The 17,674-nt window shown below is 40.5% G+C and carries 9 protein-coding genes; 5 read left to right on the forward strand and 4 right to left on the reverse strand.

The genetic code is table 11. The features are described 5' to 3' along the window. Positions 1 to 298 precede the first annotated feature (298 nt). From J7K40_02350 to J7K40_02360, 3 genes are read left to right on the forward strand one after another with little or no spacing between them, the layout of a single operon-like run. Positions 299 to 874, forward strand: coding sequence for a hypothetical protein (locus tag J7K40_02350; protein ID MCD6161237.1), 576 nt, complete (start codon positions 299 to 301; stop codon positions 872 to 874). Between the two features lie 54 nt (positions 875 to 928). After that, the gene (locus J7K40_02355) at positions 929 to 2,905 is read left to right on the forward strand and encodes a methyl-accepting chemotaxis protein (protein MCD6161238.1); all 1,977 of its coding nucleotides are present in this window, start codon (positions 929 to 931) and stop codon (positions 2,903 to 2,905) included. A 2-nt stretch (positions 2,906 to 2,907) separates the two neighbouring features. After that, positions 2,908 to 3,393 (forward strand): chemotaxis protein CheW, encoded by a 486-nt coding sequence (locus J7K40_02360; protein MCD6161239.1) that lies wholly within the window; start codon positions 2,908 to 2,910, stop codon positions 3,391 to 3,393. Positions 3,394 to 3,491: 98 nt separating this feature from the next. On the opposite strand, the gene J7K40_02365 is transcribed toward J7K40_02360, so the two are convergent. Both J7K40_02365 and J7K40_02370 read right to left on the reverse strand, forming a co-directional pair. Beyond that, entirely contained in the window at positions 3,492 to 6,074 is a 2,583-nt protein-coding gene (locus tag J7K40_02365; GenBank protein MCD6161240.1) for a T9SS type A sorting domain-containing protein, read from the reverse strand. 111 nt (positions 6,075 to 6,185) lie between these two features. After that, positions 6,186 to 6,551, reverse strand: coding sequence for a thioredoxin fold domain-containing protein (locus J7K40_02370; protein ID MCD6161241.1), 366 nt, complete (start codon positions 6,549 to 6,551; stop codon positions 6,186 to 6,188). Between the two features lie 202 nt (positions 6,552 to 6,753). Between J7K40_02370 and J7K40_02375 the strand changes: the two genes are divergently transcribed. Together J7K40_02375 and J7K40_02380 are read left to right on the forward strand one after the other, a co-directional pair. Next, complete coding sequence (locus J7K40_02375) at positions 6,754 to 9,381, forward strand: DUF2723 domain-containing protein (protein ID MCD6161242.1); 2,628 nt, start codon at positions 6,754 to 6,756, stop codon at positions 9,379 to 9,381. A 183-nt stretch (positions 9,382 to 9,564) separates the two neighbouring features. Next, positions 9,565 to 9,999, forward strand: coding sequence for an Rrf2 family transcriptional regulator (locus J7K40_02380; GenBank protein ID MCD6161243.1), 435 nt, complete (start codon positions 9,565 to 9,567; stop codon positions 9,997 to 9,999). 404 nt (positions 10,000 to 10,403) lie between these two features. On the opposite strand, the gene J7K40_02385 is transcribed toward J7K40_02380, so the two are convergent. Continuing rightward, a complete protein-coding gene (locus tag J7K40_02385) occupies positions 10,404 to 12,566 on the reverse strand; it encodes a beta-galactosidase (GenBank protein ID MCD6161244.1) in 2,163 nt (720 codons plus the stop codon). Between the two features lie 361 nt (positions 12,567 to 12,927). Then, positions 12,928 to 17,640: a hypothetical protein gene (locus J7K40_02390; protein MCD6161245.1), complete on the reverse strand. Its 4,713-nt coding sequence runs from the start codon at positions 17,638 to 17,640 to the stop codon at positions 12,928 to 12,930. Positions 17,641 to 17,674 lie beyond the last annotated feature (34 nt).

A 17,674-nucleotide genomic window follows, 5' to 3' on the forward strand; every position in this document is an offset into this window, starting at 1 on the left:
AGTCGACTTCTGAAATCTAATCCGGAAATATCTATTGAAGCAAAATACAGAACACAGGTGTTTATAAAGATATTATAGCGGCTTATTGTTTTATATGTTATGGCTTAAGCAAGTTTCATCTATTGTGTATTAATTGGAGAATTCTATTGAAAAGGCCGGACAGTAGGGATATTAAAAACATAACAAGTATTGCTATCATAGGTGTTCACGTCCAGTTTCATTTCGATTTAAATAAATAACTATTTCATATGCAAACCCGATTTTAAAAAACAAAAAGCTAAAACTATTAGGAAAAATAATGGAATTCACAATATCATTCGCATTTAAACAAATGTCATTTAAAGCAAATATTCAGAATTACTCAACTAAGCGAATACTGTTTTTTATGGTCTCATTGTTTACAGCAATCTGGGCATCTGCCTCCTTTGCTCAGGATTATTCTTCAATGTTAAGTAATGTTGAAGAACTTGAGACCCGTCTGGATAATCTCGAATACCCGATGACAGAAGCATTCCGCGCAAATTATGATTTACCCAACCTGGAAACGCGCCTTAACAAATTAGAAAAGAAAATATCCGGAGTTGCGCAAAAAAAACATGCTATGCCAGACCCATCCGGCAGTGAGGCTCTTCTGACAAAGCTTGAATCTGAATTAATCAATGCCAATCAGGGGCAGGATATTGCCGCCATCGAAAGCTCGATTGATAAGCTATCCTTTCAGATTAAACAATTAGAGGATAACTATACTATAGGTGAAATCGGAAGCGGCGCGAATATTGGCAATGAATACGAAAGCGGAACAGCTGACAAAAATACATTTTTAACTGAAATGCAATTAACATTTTTAACACCTGTAAGGAGGGTTTTGATATAAAGATTACCATTTTCGTCAATAATACTAATTAATTTAAAATGAAAGGATGAATCAATGAGTTGGAAAAATTTTAAACTCGGGAAAAAACTGTACATCGGTTTTGGAGCGGTAATGGTATTAGCGGCGGCTATTGCCTATGTTGCCTATGATGGATTGAACAATGTGACTCATCAGGTTGAGGTTGCCGACGATGCTAACCGTATTATTAAACAAACCTTAGAAGTTCGCCGCCATGAAAAGAATTTCATGATGCGGGGAGATAAAGAATATATGGATAGAGTCCAAGCATCACTTTCTAAGATATATACGCAAATTGAGGAATCAACTCCAAAACTTGATGACCAAGAAAGCAAAGACGCCCTTGCAAATGTAAAAACTGAAATGCATAGTTATGAAAATGCGTTTAACGACTGGGTAACATTGTATTATAAATCCCATGAAATGCTGGATGTGATTGTCTCTAAAGCTAATGTTGCACAGGAACAATGCGAAGCTTTAAGAGCTAGCCAGAAAGAGCAAATGAATCAGGCATTTGCTCAAAATATTAGCCTTACGAAACTTCAAGAAAGGGTTGGTAAAGCTGATGATGCTAACCGGTTGATTAAATATGCCAATGAATGTAGAATTGCCGAGAAAAATTTCCTGAATAGAAAAGAAGATAAGTACGCCGAAGAGGTTTTCAATAAAGCGGATGCGATAATTACTCAGGCACAAGCCACAAAAGCCACGATGAACCGCGCAGCTAACCGGGAACAGATGGATATAGTAATTGCCGCTACTAATGAATACAAAAAAGCTTGTGAAGAATATTTAGCTACATACAAACAACAGGCTGAACAAGAGCAAGTTATGATTCAAGCAGCTCGGGCAGCTATTAAGTTGAGCGAAGACCTCAAAACGGAATTAAATGGAAAAATGGAATCAGCTGAGGCTGCCGCCGTTACAATGGCTGTGGGTTTTGCTATCGGCTCAATTATTATAGGGCTTTTAATAGCCTTTATAATTACCAGGGGTATTGTTACTCCAATTAATAATACGGTAGATATGCTTAAGGACATTGCCCAAGGTGAGGGTGATTTAACCAAGAGGATAGAAATTGACCAGCAAGACGAGGTTGGTGATTTGGCAAGGTGGTTCAACCAATTCATGGATAAACTGCATGATATCATCGCTCAGGTAGCTACAAACACAGAAATGTTAGCCAGCGCCGCCACGGAAATATCATCTGCTTCAGAGGAATTATCCGCAGGGGTTAAAGAACAGACCAATCAGACTGCCCAGGTATCCACGGCTGTTGAGGAAATGACTGCCACAATAGTTGAAACTTCAAAAAACACAGGCGATGTTTCCGATAAGACAAAAGAGGTTTCAGAAAAGTCTCAGGAGGGAAGCCGTCTTGTTGAGGAAACTTCCCGCGGTATGGATGAGATTGTGAACGCCGCATCCACCGTTTCACAGAGTGTTGAAAGCTTAGCTGAAAAAGCCACTGCTATAGGTGAGATAATTGGGGTTATCAATGATATCGCAGACCAAACCAACCTTTTGGCATTAAATGCCGCTATCGAGGCTGCCCGCGCCGGTGAACATGGACGCGGTTTCGCCGTGGTTGCCGATGAGGTTAGAAAATTGGCAGAGCGCACAACAACAGCTACCAAAGAAGTTGCAGAGACCATCAAGGGTATACAGACTGATGTCAGCGGCGCTAATGAAAACATGAACGGCGCTACGAAATCGGTTGCAGACGGTAAAGAACTGGTAGAAAAAACAAGCGGCTCATTGAATGAGATATTTAGCGCTGTCGAGGCAGTTCAGGAGATGATGCGTCAAGTAGCCACTGCTTCTGAAGAACAATCAGCGGCGGCTGAACAGATTTCAAAAAATATTGAGAATGTTGACCGTATTACTAAGGAAACAGCCACCGGCACCGAGCAAACGGCTACCGCCGCCGAACAACTCAGCCGTCAATCGGAAGAATTGAAAAACTTGGTAGGCGGATTTAAGCTTCGTGATGATGTTAAAACAGGAGCATAATAATGGCTGAAGAAAACAAACAGCAGCATACTGATGGCATCGTGCAAATGGTAATCTTCAATCTGGGGCAGGAAGAATTTGGAGTAAATATTCTGAATGTTCAGGAGATTAACCGGATGGTCGAAATCACACAGGTGCCGCAATCAGAGCATTATGTTGAAGGGGTAATCAACCTTCGCGGAAAGGTGATTCCGATAATAGACCTGCGTAAAAAATTCGGCATGCCAGAGAGAGAACGCAACAATGAAACACGAATTGGCGTAGTAAATATAAATGATGAAACCGTAGGATTAATAGTTGACGGTGTTTCTGAGGTCTTGCGAATACCGGTTAGTTCTCTTGAGGAGGCTCCAAAACTAATTTCCGGGGAAACCTCATCTTATTCGGGCGCTGAATATATCAAATCGATTGTCAAGCTGGAAGACCGATTACTGATTTATCTCGATCTGACAAAGATTATTTCTTCCAGCGTCATGCCAGCCGCCTGAAATCAAGTTCTTCACTATACTTATTGAAGAACTACCGATGACAGCCCATGAGGATTTTATTCGTCCTCATGGGTTTTATTTTGATTTTAAACCGTCTGCTATTTCACAAGCGACATCTTCACGGAACCCCGATAATCCCCAGCCTTAAGCGAGGCGAAATATATCCCCGATGCCAACTTCGAGGCATTAAATACTGCCGTATGCTTGCCTGCCGATACAACTCTGTCAACCAGCGTTGATACCAGCCTGCCGTTGATATCATATATTATTAACGAAACATGACCGGTCTTTTTCGCCTCAAATGAGATAACGGTCGAGGCATTGAACGGGTTGGGGTAGTTCTGACCAAGTTTGTAATTATGCGGCTTTGCATCAGTTTCTTCAATGCCAACATCGTCGAGATAAAATTTATACATTGAGCGGCCGTGTGTTCCGGATACCAATATGCGTTCCGAGTTGTGAAGGTCAATATCGAATACCGGGCAGATTGGATGGTCGGGATTCATAGTTTGCCAGGCTACACCGCCATCATCGGAATAATACATGCCGAAATCGGTGCCGATATACAGCCAGCCGGGGCGTTCCGGGTCGGGCAGAATATCATTAACAGGCACTCCTTCGAGATTGCCGCTGATATCGCTCCAGGTTGAGCCGTAATCGGTGGTTTTGAAAATGTGCGGCATAAGTTCGCCAAGTTTGTAGCCCGAGAATGTTACATAGGCAGCAGCCGAGTCGAAAACATCGGCGGTAACACGAGTGCACCAGCGTTGGGGAAGTTCATCGGAAACCATATTCCAACTGCCGCCGTTATTATTTGTTACCCAGACACGGGAGTCATCGGTGCCTGCCCAAATTATATCAGACGACAAAGGCGAGGGGCTGATTGTGGTTATCGTGCCAAACAGTAAATTACCGCCGCCAGGCCCGCCGGTAAGATCAGGACTTATTGCGTTCCAGTAATCGCCGCCATTAGTTGTCATATATACTCTCTGCGCGCCATAATATAATACCTGACTATTAAGCTGGCTCATTACTACCGGCGTATTCCAGTTTGTTCTCTCATTATAATCGATACCATATGTAATCATATTCCAATTATTACCCAGATTTGTTGATTTTCCAAGGTAACCATACTGCGCCTCGGCATAGATAATATTTGAATTATTAAAGTCGATATTAGTATAAAAACCATCGCCATAAAATATAACATCCCAATCGTCAAGGTCGCCGCCGAGCGTGCGGGGCGTGCTGTTGTCCTGCGTGCCGCCATAAAGGCGATACGGGTTTAATTTGTCGATTGTAATAGCATAAAACTGGGTTATCGGCAAATCATATACTTTATACCAGGCATTGCCGCCGTTTTGTGAGATAAATACCCCGCCATCATTGCCATTAATCATGTAATTAGGATTATTTGGGTCCTGATACAGAGCATGCATATCAACATGCATAGAGCCGCTTATATCTGACCAGTGAGCGCCGCCATCGACACTTTTCCACATGTCAACATCGCCGAAATAGACTATATTGGAATTAGTGGGATGCACCCATATCTGTCCGAAATACCAGCCGAAAGGCGAGAATTCACCCGTACCCGGTGAGACAAGACGCGATTGCCAGCTATCACCGCCATCGGTAGAACGCCAGAATCCCATCAGGTGGCCAGGATGGTTGACATAGCTGGCATAAATGATATCCGGATTGGATGGAGAAAGGGCTAAGCCGATTCGCCCGTTATTTGGCGAGGGCGCAGGTAAGCCGTTAGTGAGCCTATCCCAGTTGTCGCCGCCATCGGTAGAACGCCAGATGCCGCTGTTTAGTCCGCCTACCCGACGGTCTTCCGGGCCGCGGATTCGTTCCCACATAGCCGCATAGATTATATTCGGGTCGATAGGATTGATGACAACATCGATTGCGCCGGTGGAATCCGATACATATAAAACCTGTTGCCATGATTCGCCGGCGTTTGTCGTGCGATAAATTCCGCGTTCGGGATTTGTGTTGAATAACGCGCCCATGGCCGCGACGAATATTCTGTCGGTATTGGTTGGGTCGATGGCAATCCGTCCGATATGACGTGATTCGGGCAAGCCGAGAAATTCCCAGCTAAGCCCGCCATTATTAGTGCTGTAGATACCGGTACCGGCATACGAATCGCCGCTTGAGTTAGCCTCGCCTGTGCCAAAATATAATACATCAGGGTCATTCGGGTCGATGGCGATATCGCCTACGGATAACGAGGGAACATCATCGGAAATACATGCCCAGCTATTGCCGGCATCCTCCGATTTGAAAACGCCGCCAAGAGCCGCGCCGGTATATATTAAACCAGGTCTGTCGGGATGAGCCGCCATGCCGGTTATCCGGCCTCCTACATTGTATGGCCCGGCAGGTTCGCAGTCGAATATATCTAAACTGGCGGTGGAGTTCCGCACTGCTATTGCTCTGTCTAAAGCGCCTTTGTATGACCCAAACGGTATATCACGATATGGATAAGCTCTCGAAATTGTAAACCAATCGGTAGGCTTTTTACTGGTATCGCCGCTGCGTTTAGACATCTTATATTCTTTAAATGATTCAGGGCTGATAAAATTATTATTGTTAAAAATTGCCAGAAACGAAACGGCTGCGATCATCACAGCCATAATAATCAAGCTTAAAATAAAATTTTTGCGACTCATGATATTCTCCCTTATTTTACAGATATTTCATATAATTCTATTAAAGCAATATAATTAATTGTTTCAAAAAACCAAGATTGAAATTTTACAGAAGTTGCGCTAAAAATATTATTACTTAATCAAATTATCGATTTTCTGTTTTAAGGGATTCAATGGAATAAGTCCAACAACTCTATCTATTTCCTTTCCTCTGCGGAAAAAGACGACTGTCGGAATGCTTCTAACCTGATATCGTCTGGCCATAATGGGGTTTTCGCTCACATTAAGTTTGAAAATATTGACCCGACCGGCATACTCAGGACCTATTTCATCTAAAAGCCCACCCATTACCTGGCACGGCGGACATGTTCTCGACCAGAAATCCACTACCGCAGGTGTATCGGAAGCAATCGCTGCTTGTTCGAAAGTTTCATCGGTGATAGGTTGAGGCTTGCCCGGTTTTGGCGGCTTGTTGAATAATTTGCTAAAAATTCCCATTTGAACCTACTCCATTTTATCCCAAAAGAAGTTATAATATTACATATTCTTGATGTATATAACTCGATTTAGTAGTGCAATGTTTCCTTTTAGTAATCCCTGATTATTTAAACTCATTCAAATAAAAATCAAGTTTAATACGGTATTAATTGACAATCGTATTAAGAATAATTATCCTTAATACTTAAATGATTGGAGGATCATGAAAGACGATAGCCAAAATTCAACCCTGCTCAGGGTTTTATTTTATTTGGGAGCAATACTTTCATTTATTATAAGTTTTATAGTATTTTTCAAGACGATGGCTCCTACGGTATCATTCTGGGATTGCGGAGAATTTATCGCCAGTTCCCATATTCTCGGCGTGCCTCATCCGCCCGGAACGCCATTGTTTATCTTAATAGGGCGATTTTTTATTATACTCAGCATCTTTTCAACGTCAGCTCTTAATACTAACTTCATCTCGGTTTTAAGTTCATCTATTGCAATTGTCGTTGCCTATTTTATTATTGTTAAAGTATCAGAATTTATAATAAACCATGATAAAAATAATATTACCGATATTTTAATCTCCAGAATAGGCATTTATATCGGCGCTCTTTCCGGAAGTCTGATTATGGCTTTTTCCTCAACATTTTGGTTCAATGCTGTAGAATCAGAGGTCTATGGCTTGTCTATGTTATTGATGCTTATTATTACTTTGATGTTGATTAAATGGGCTAAGGGCAAACTTGATGGCGGCAATGATGTTTTACTGATTGGAATTGTCTACCTGTTATTTCTATCGATAAGCATACACTTAACGACATTTTCAATCACGCCGGCAATCGTGCTTTTTACTGCCTTAGTTGATAGGGAAAAAGCTCGCGACTGGCGGTTTTGGGTATGTTGGGGTATACTTTTCTCATTTGCTTCCCCGGTATATCTTCCGGTACAATTAATGATTCCCACATTATTGGACTATCAAATCGAAACCTGGATGTTTTTAATGCTTGCTTTTACCGCCTATTGCGGTTTTAAGGCATTCAATAACAAAGGTAAGGCAAAACATAAATGGAGTTTTTATTTCGCCTTAATGGTAGTAGCCGTCATCGGTTTTACGCCGCATATATATATTCCGATTCGCGCCAGCCAAAAACCGGCTATAAATGAAAACAACCCCGATAATTGGTCGCGAGTAAAAAGCTATCTCGAACGCAAGCAGTATGGACAGGAATCGATGATAACTCGTATGTTTACCCGTCGCGGCAAGATAGAAAATCAATTCGGCGATTATCCTCACATGGGTTACTGGGGCTATTTCAAAGAGCAGTACTCGAATGTAAAATGGGGCATGCTAAGATACCTGCCATTCTTAATGGGCTTATTTGGCATATACATATCGCTTCGTAAAAGCTTTAAAAACGGTTTTCTATTGGCGGTAATATTTTTGATAAGCTCCCTTGGGTTGATTTTATATTTGAATTTTGCTGACGGCACCAAGGCGGACCATCTCGAAGTCCGAGATCGTGATTATTTCTTCACGCCTGCTTTTATCTATTTCGCCATTTTAATCGGGATTGGTTTTTCAGCCCTGCTGTCGAATATTTTAACTTGGCTGCGCGGGAAAACACCGGTAGGCATATCGTATCTAATCTGGGCTGCGATGGTGGCCCTGATTATTTTAATGCCGCTTGATACTCTATCCTATCACTATAAAACGCATGATAGAACAGGAGATTATCCCCCGCCTGATTATGCCTATAATATTTTAAATTCCTGCGAACAGGATGCAATCATTTTTACTAATGGCGATAATGATACTTTTCCGCTCTGGTATCTTCAAGAGGTGGAAAACGTACGTAAGGATGTGCGTGTAATAAATCTGTCGCTTTTGAATACTGATTGGTATATCCTTCAGTTGAAAAATCAAATGGGAGTACCAATAACTCTCACTGATGAGCAAATTCAATGGGAACTATATGAACGCAAAGGGCAAATCAAACATTATCGCCCTAAAAAACCTTTTTATGACCCTATACGAAAGAGAAGCCGTTTTCTGGTAGCTTATTCCGACCCCAAATCCGGTAAAATTAACAGGGTTCAAGACCAGATGATAGAGCATATCGTTTTGGCTAACAAATGGCAGTATCCCATCTATTTTTCCACTTCCGTCCCCGGTTCTAATCGCTGGACTCTATCTGATTATACATTACGCCAAGCGATGGTTTTACGAATAATGCCAAATAAAACCGAGGAGAAAATAGACCCCGTAAGAACAGAGGAACTGCTTTTTAATGTTTACAAGTATAGAGGCATTAAAGATATCAACGTGTTTAAAGATGATAATAATGTAGGTTTAACCACAACTTACCCCGAAAGATTTATCGAGCTGGCAACATATTATGCCAACCATAGCGATTCGGCTAAAGCCAGAAACATTTACAGGGAATCATTAAAGAGGTTTCCTCATTATTATCAAACTTATATAGATTTGATTAACCTATATAAAAATTCAGATTCCCCCGATAGCGCCAAATATTTCTACGAGTTAGGAATTGAGAATTTGCAAAGCGCCGTTGAGGCATGGCCGAACATAAACCTCTACTGGCAATTTTTGGGAGTACTGTATTTTAACCATAAAGATTACGAAAATGCCATAAGCTGTTACGAAAAATCATTAGATTTAGATCCATCAAGTTCAATATCTTTTAGACTCCTGCTGCAGCTTTATTCCTATTCAGGCAATAAGGGAAAAGGGTTAGTCCTACTGGAAGAATGGCTCGAAGACCATCCCGATGATATGGATGCACGTAATATGTATCAGGTATATAAGCGCTATAATCGTTAAATCAACAGGAGCATTTTCAAATATTTGTTTTTTAGCAAATTTTATAAGCTGGACTTTTGAAAAGAAATGATATAATCATAACATAGATTATTTATGCTGTTTTGATGGGCTAAGCATAAAATTCATTTGACAATGCCGGGAATTTTCGTAAATTTCATTAAGTAACTTGAAGAGAGGTAAAATATGCTGCTTTCACAAACTGCTCATTATGCATTAAGAGCGATTTATTATCTTTTAACTCAGGATTTGGATAAGTCTCATCTTACCAAGGATATTGCCGAAATAACACAAATTCCAGCTCCCTATTTAGCTCGCATTTTGTCAACAATGGCTAAACGTGGAATTTTACAATCGCGTACCGGAATGGGAGGAGGGTTTAGCATTAACAAAGAGAGTCTAAATACAAACCTATATGATATAGTTGTATTATTTGATAATCTGGATAGTATTCGGGATTGCATATTCGGCTTTCTAAACTGCTGTGGTAATGAAGACTGCATGCTGCATGATAAATGGGTTGATATAAAAAACCAGCTTATCGAAATGCTAAAAAGCACTACTTTAGAAGAATTAGTAAACCATGAAGGCGTTTTGGATTGGTCTAAAATGAGAATATAGATTAAACCGCTAACGCCTAATCTTTTTTTAACTACTATAGTTAATACATCATGCTGCAAAATCCGGGTTAAAAATTATATTAAATATTAGCCCGAATTATTTATAAAGTTAATTTGGTTATTAGAAATAAGCATTTAATCTCATGGATAATAATATGATAAAAACAGTATCAGGAACCAATTGAGAATACAGAGTATTTTTGTGCTGTTAAAAGCTGCCTTATGTTGTCGGAAGTTGCTTCCGACAGCTCTGGCATAAGAAGCACAGATTAGGATTTGTGAATAATGCGAGTTAGAGCAAGATGGTTGATAATATTTTTATGGGAATACATCAGAATACTTTTCAGGGATATGATTATATACAAATTTTAAGCTCGATTGAGATAGGTGATTAGAACAAAACTGCTATTTTCTCGGAATCCAATAAATACGGGCGTCAAGATGCCCCATCTCGAATATTAGCCCCTCTTTAAGAGCATGAGATGTCGAATTTATAATATTATCGGGGTCGAATATATCATGTAAAACCATCTTTGCCTGACGGAAACCTACTTGCGATAAATCAAGCGCTACCACAACTTTTTTGGTAGAGGAATTCGACTGACCTGAACCGGTATTAATCAGGTAGAATATAGCGCCCTTGTCATTTGCCTGTACAACTGCCTGAGTTTCCGGATCGGAACAACTAACTAACGTGGGAATATTATTTTCAATCAGCAAGTCCTTTATAAAGCTGAGTTTGCCCGGTTCACTGCTGGCAGACATATCATAAGTAAAGCAATAGAATTTGCCCTTACCTAATTTTTTGTAAACGCCAACAACTTTGTTTCCGGCATTAGCAATAGTCTTAGCAGACCCTCTGTTTTGCATGTAGCCATACATTAATGATTTAAATGAATAATTTCCAGCATTCACATTCGCCGCGTTATAAGACATCTTAGTTTGCAAGCCAAGCTTTTTTGATAGAATCTTGGCTGGCTTAAACGTAAGATTGTATCTTGGCAATAAGCCAACCAATACAACAATCATTCCATTATTAATTATCTCAACCAGTCTTTCCTGAAGTTCCTCATCCATATAATCAGCGCAGGGCACAAATAAAATCTTAGCACTGCCGAATTCTTCAGCGTTCGGTAATCCTTTTGATGTCTCTAGATTAAATATTTCATAATCATAATTCAAATTACTAAAATCGGTAGAAAGATGAGCAAATGTCTGGTTAATCAAGTCATTAATATATCCAAATTCCCCTTCAGATGTAATCTGATTATACCACTGATATGGTTTGTAAAGGCCAATGGCAATAGCAGAATTGGATTTTGTCGAGCTTAAGTCTATTATATCAAAAGCTATGTTTAGTTTCCGTATATAATCATAGTTGCTATTAACTGCGCCATCTTCATTTAAAGGAGAACCTGTCCACAAGTTTCGACCTACGAACATATAATAGTTCAAACCTTTCATACCTGCCGCTAATGCCGAAATAAGTTGGAAACGTTGATAACGATAGTCAACCTTTTGAAGGCTCGAATTATCGACCTGCGGCATCCCTATAGCAAGCTGTGATGACCATGAATAGCCGGTTAGATTTTTATTTATCCGTACTTTTCGAGCAATCTGATGAGTATCATCCGTATGATCGATAGCTACTCCCAGTATTGTTCTTTCACCTTTAATCTTCTCCCAGGGAATAGGTATAACAAAATCTTTCGATATCGGCATCGCAACTAAGAACATACAGCCCACACCAAGGGATTCCCATCGGTCTTTCAGAATAGTAATATATTCTTCCAGCATTTTTCCCTTAAATTCAAGCCAGTCGAAATATTGTATCAGATGTTCATTTTTTTTCAGAATTAACTCAACCGGCGGATTGATGTCATTAAAAGACTTCTCTTTGCCATAACATGCCGGAAGATTTTTAACGCTCTCATATTTGCTTTCTAAAAAAGCGGGAAATAATTCATTGACAACATTGGCATTATAATCCGCTTCAAACAAGCCATAGTTGCTGCCAAAATTAATCTCATTATCAAGTTGGATTAGAAAAACCGGACCTTTGGGAAAAATATAATTTTGGATAGCCTCAACCAAACCGCCTATATATCTTTTAACATGATTAACATATTTGGGATGCAAATATGATGGTTGATAGCCAGCTTTTACTCCGCCGCTGTTCTCAGCCATCAGTAACCCGCCAGCGCAATCACGGGCAATTAAAGATTCATCATTAAAAATATACTTTGGCAAGCCGCCGTTTGGCCATTCCGATTGAATCCAAGGACCTGGCCGTAAAATAATTTTAAAACCAAACTCGCGAGCAAGCTCTAAGAAGACAATTAAATCCTTAAATTGATTGTCAAATCCTTGAAAATCAAACTCCCCAGGGCGTTCTTCGTGAAGGTTCCAAGGAACAAAACTGGAAATAATGCGAAAACCAGCCTTTTTAATTCTTTCAAAGCAAATAGACCAATAGCGCTTCGGAACTCTAAAATAATGCACTTCTGCAGATATAGGAGAATACGAATCGCGCCCGATTAAAAATTTATTATCTACAAGACCTAACAAATCTCAATATTTTCTTAAAAATTACAAACCATCAACAATTTATCACTTTGCACAATGTAAACAAAATAATCGACTTTGTCAACAATAATTTATTAAATACTTGTTATACAACATGTTATGCGGTCTGGCAGGACAACTGCATAAGATTTTATCATCTGTCATAATGGCATATACGCCTGCCGATATGTGTTTAATCAGCAGCGATTTGTAATTGCAGCATTCAGAGAACGGTTATAGCATCGTAACTTGTATTGGTGTTAGCGATACAGCTATCAAAGTATATCAAGGTTTTAGCATGAAACAAGCAAGGGGCGCAACTTACTGCGCCCCTTTAAGGAATGTATTATTCTACTGCTTTTGCTTATTGGCTTCCGTCTCTGTCCGGAATCTTAGCATTGGAATTATTTCCGGAATTCTTTATCAATTCATCGACGCCATTGGCTGGAGACGAATCACAATTAGGCCAGCCTGACGGCTGATCATCCGGTAAATCACCTTGAGAGTGCCAGCAAGGCTCATAATCAGGACAGAAATATATGAAAGTAAGGCCTTTAAAATAATTCACTAACTTAATTACATCGCTGCCTATTATTTGACAATCGCCATTGACATCAGCGGAAGCCCAGAAACTGCCCAACTCACATGATTCAACACCAGAAATACCTCTGAAATAATTAACAAGGTAAGTTACATCGCTGCCAATAACATTTGGCGGCCAAATACCCATAGACATATTTACATCGCCAGGCAAATATGGATAACAATCACGAACCTCGATAACAAACTGTAGTTGATCTGATAATCCCGTACCGTCATTAACTGTAAATTGGAAATAATATATGCCCATATCAGCTATTGTCGGTTCCCATTCAAAAAGCGCTGAACCATCTCCGTAATCAACAAATGTCGCGCTATCCGGAAATCCACCGCTGATAGTTATCGTAAGGGGATCATTATCCAAATCTATCGCAAGCAGGTTAATGCTTAATGATGAATCCGGGTCTATTCTGTATTCGGTTGTAACTGGTTCAAATTGAGGAGCGTGCATATTATGTGAAACGACAGTAATTTCAACATCCTGAGAATCTGCTCGCACCGGGACAATAGAATCTATTGCACCAAAGGTTATGGTATAAATCCCTATGTCATCAAATACTGGCGTAAATTCAAAAACACCCGTTCCGTCATTATTATCTACAAATGTTGCTCCTGCTGGCATGTTGTGCGCAAACAGATATGGAATAGTTAAATCGGGATCAGCGGCTGATATTAATAAAGTATAGCTGCTATCCTCAATAATTGTATCCGCAACAGGTAAAGGATCAAGCACAGGGGGACGATTATAGTTAGTAATAATTATCCGAACCGATATATCATCGGTAATCGTGGTGTCTTCAGAATCAATTGCGGAAAAGCCAACATATTTTAAACCAGCCTGATTATAATCCGGTGCAAATGTAAATAATCCCACACCGTTGCCGGAATCAACAAAACTTGAATTCATCAGAGGGGTTCCTCGTTGTTCAAGAATTGGATATGTGCTATCGGGATCAGACGCTGTTACTAAAAATTCCAGAATATCGCCTTCCATAACATAACACGGTCCTATAGAATCAATTTCCGGTGATCTGTTCTCATTTACAACATTAATTCTAACTTCAGTTGAATCAATAAATGTTGAATCCTCAGAATCTATTGCTTTGAATATTATATAGTATTGACCGCTCTGGAAATAAGTCGGCATGAATGTAAATGTGCCAACACCACCGCCGCTATCAACAAATGACGCATTTTCAGGTAAATCTCCGGTTGCCAGAGATGGTATTGTTGAATCAGGATCATTTGCATTAATATCAAATATCAATGTATCACCTTCATGAACTGATTCATTAGAGATATAACCCAATTGAGGATATTGATTACCTGCCTCAATAACATTGAGATTAACATATTGTGAATCGACTGCGCTATCTGGATCAATTGCTATGAACAGCATCTGATAGCTTCCCGCTTGGTTAAACAAAGGAATAAAGTATAGTGTAGCTGTCCCATCATTATGATCAGTAAAAGTAGCTCTATATGGAAGATTTTCAACAAGTATTGCAGGCGGTGTAGAATCCGGGTCTGAAGCGATAATCTCGACTTGCAAAGTTTCACCCTCTACCATAGATATATCATCAATATGATTTAATGTAGGTATCTGGTTGCCCAAATCATTAACAAATATCCACGCAGATTTTATATCATTATCTAAGAGGTCATATGCTTCGACATTGATTATAAATATGCCTTCTTGAGTGTAATCGGGAGCGAATTTCAGCCAGCCTGTGCCATCGCCGCTGTCAATAATGCTGGCGTTCCTTGGCGGCTCCGGATTTCCAGCCAGTCTAAAGACTATAGTATCGCCATCCTCATCAACCGCTGAAATTGGTATCAAAATAGTATCAGCCTGGTCAATTTCGAAAGCGCCAAGAGGATCAATAACAGGCGGGCGATTTTGTTCCCTGATTTCAAGATGAACAGTAATCGCATTAGACAATGTCGGAATGCCGTTATCGGAAACAACAAAGATTGCCGAATCCTGTCCGGTCTGTTCGAAATCCGGCGTGAATGTAAATGTTCCGGTATAATCACCGTTGTCAACAAAGTTTGCATTAAGCGGCAAATATACTGCTGTAAGATACAGGAGTCCGCCTTGCTGGTCTGTAGAATCTGTAGTAATTAATTCGGCCTCCAAAGTTTCGCCCTGTAAAGCGACCGAATCACCCTCATAAACTATTGTGGGAGCTATATTAGTTTCGTGAGTGGTAATTTCCACTTCCAGAAAAGCCTGCAAATAATCACCATCAATAGCGATAAATGTAACCGTATCAATACCTGCATCATAGAAGTCGGGCATATAAGAATATACAGCCGTACCATCGCCATTATATACAAAGCTTGAATGAGGATGAGGATTTAATATTGTGATTATCGGCGAGTCAGGCGAATCAGGATCGTTTGCTGAAATATCCACTATAAGCGTTTCGCTCTCTGCGATGTTTTGAGGATCAACAGGGTCGAATTCAGGCGGCAATGAGCCAGCCTCTATAACTTCGACTGTGAAATTCAGCGTATCATAAAATTCACCATCGTCAATACTTATCCAGTAATCATAGAAGCCTGCTTGGTCGAATGCTGGCATGAAGAAAAACACAACTGTATCGAGAACAGTTTGAATAAAACCAGAATTAAACGGTGATGGCGAATATGTGAAATTAACAGGTGTTGCATCGGGATCATTAGCTATGATTTCAAATCCCAGACTATCGCCCTCAACAACTGACCATAGCGAATCAACTGGCGGATAAAATACAGGCGGTTGATTGCCTGCCTCAAAAACAGTAATGACAACTATCTCGCTATCGCTTAGCGTACTGTCAGAAACAATAAATAAAACACTGTAAATACCGGATTGGTAGTATCCCGGCTGGAAAGAAAACACTGCGCTGCCATCGCCCAAATCAATCAGCTCTGAGTTCTCCGGTTGGTTTTCAATGATAAAGCTTATCACGTCAAAATCCGGGTCGTTAGCTAAAATAGTAACGCCAAGGCTATCATTCTCAGTTACGGAAAGTTCTCCTATCGGACCGAGAACCGGCGGCAGGTTAATATTATGAACCTGAATTTCGACAATTTCAGTATCAGCATACTGACCATCAGAGGCTACAAAACCTGCATTATATACTCCTTGTTGAGTATAATCCGGGTCAAACTCGAATAAACCATGACCATTTCCAGAATCGACAAAAGAAGCATTAGGAGGTAAACTAAAGGTTGATAATATTGGTATAGTGCCTTCAGGATCGTACGCAGACATAACAAATTCGAGATGCTCGTTTTCATTGACCTCTTGCGATCCAATGGAATCAATAACCGGCTGTTGGTTGCCCGACTCAACAACCGTTATTGTAGCAACAGCGGTATCAACAAGCTCACCATCGGAAGCTAAGAAGTCGAGATAATATATACCCGACTGAGAATAGTCCGGAGCAAATCGGAAGCGGCCATGCCCATTTCCAGAATCTGTAAACGTTGCATTAATGGGCAGATTAGCTACGGAGAGAACCGGAATAGTATCTAAGTCAGGATCGCCGGCTGATACGTTAAATGCTAATATGCCGCCTTCCTGCACCTGATAATTCGGAATCGGATCCCATACAGGCGGCCAGTTGCTGTCGAGCACTGTAATCTCAACTAACTCCGTATCGGCAAATTCGCCATCACTGGCAATGAATGTAACGTTATATACTCCTGCATCGCCGAGGATAGGTCTGAATTCAAAGTCGGCTGTCCAGTTGCCATTATCAGCAAAAGTCGATCTTGGAGTCAGGTTTTCGACTGTAATTGTTGACGGCACATCATCGATATCGGAAACATTTATTTGAATTTGCAATGTGTCGCCTTCATAAATCATTCGTGCTCCAATAGGCTCAATTATTGGCGGCAGATTAATATTCTGCACATTGATAACAACCTGTTGGCTATCGGCCAATTCGCCATCAGCAGCATAGAATAATATCGGATAAGATCCCGATTGGAAATAATCAGGAGTAAAGATAAAGGAACCGGTACCGTTGCCCGAATCAATAAAACTGGCATTGGCAGGAAGCCCATTAGCAAAAATTCCTGGAGGCCCATCCGGATCGCTGGCTGTAACCAAGAATTCCAAAGTGTCGTTTTCATTAATATCGTGCGGGGTTGCAATTGGCTCTAATATCACTGGCAAGTTAATATTATTTACCGTGATGTCTACCAGCTCCGTATCGGCCAGCACATTATCGCTGACAATAAATCTTACCGAGTAATTTCCGCCTTGAGTAAAGTCAGGATCAAACTCGAATAAACCGTGTCCATTTCCGCTATCGGTTAAGGCTGCATTAGCTGGTAAGTCTTCCGCTATCAATGTTAACGCATCGCCATCAGAATCAGTTGCGGTAATCACAAATTCAAGGTGTTGTGCTTCATCTATCTCTTGTGATCCAATGGGATTGAGCACAGGGTTCAAGTTCGCATCATTAACCGTGATATCCACCAGCTCCGTATCGGCCAGCACGCCGTCGGATACG

It is taken from the genome of Candidatus Zixiibacteriota bacterium (assembly GCA_021159005.1).
In the GTDB taxonomy this organism is placed as follows: Bacteria; Zixibacteria; MSB-5A5; order UBA10806; family 4484-95; genus JAGGSN01.

Bases quoted from the DNA above. Each gene is read 5' to 3' on its own strand.
- J7K40_02350 (MCD6161237.1), top strand. From the start codon at position 299: ATGGAATTCACAATATCATTCGCATTTAAACAAATGTCATTTAAAGCA.
- J7K40_02375 (MCD6161242.1), top strand. From the start codon at position 6,754: ATGAAAGACGATAGCCAAAATTCAACCCTGCTCAGGGTTTTATTTTAT.
- J7K40_02355 (MCD6161238.1), top strand. From the start codon at position 929: ATGAGTTGGAAAAATTTTAAACTCGGGAAAAAACTGTACATCGGTTTT.
- J7K40_02380 (MCD6161243.1), top strand. From the start codon at position 9,565: ATGCTGCTTTCACAAACTGCTCATTATGCATTAAGAGCGATTTATTAT.
- J7K40_02370 (MCD6161241.1), bottom strand. From the start codon at position 6,551: ATGGGAATTTTTAGCAAATTATTCAACAAGCCGCCAAAACCGGGCAAG.
- J7K40_02360 (MCD6161239.1), top strand. From the start codon at position 2,908: ATGGCTGAAGAAAACAAACAGCAGCATACTGATGGCATCGTGCAAATG.
- J7K40_02365 (MCD6161240.1), bottom strand. From the start codon at position 6,074: ATGAGTCGCAAAAATTTTATTTTAAGCTTGATTATTATGGCTGTGATG.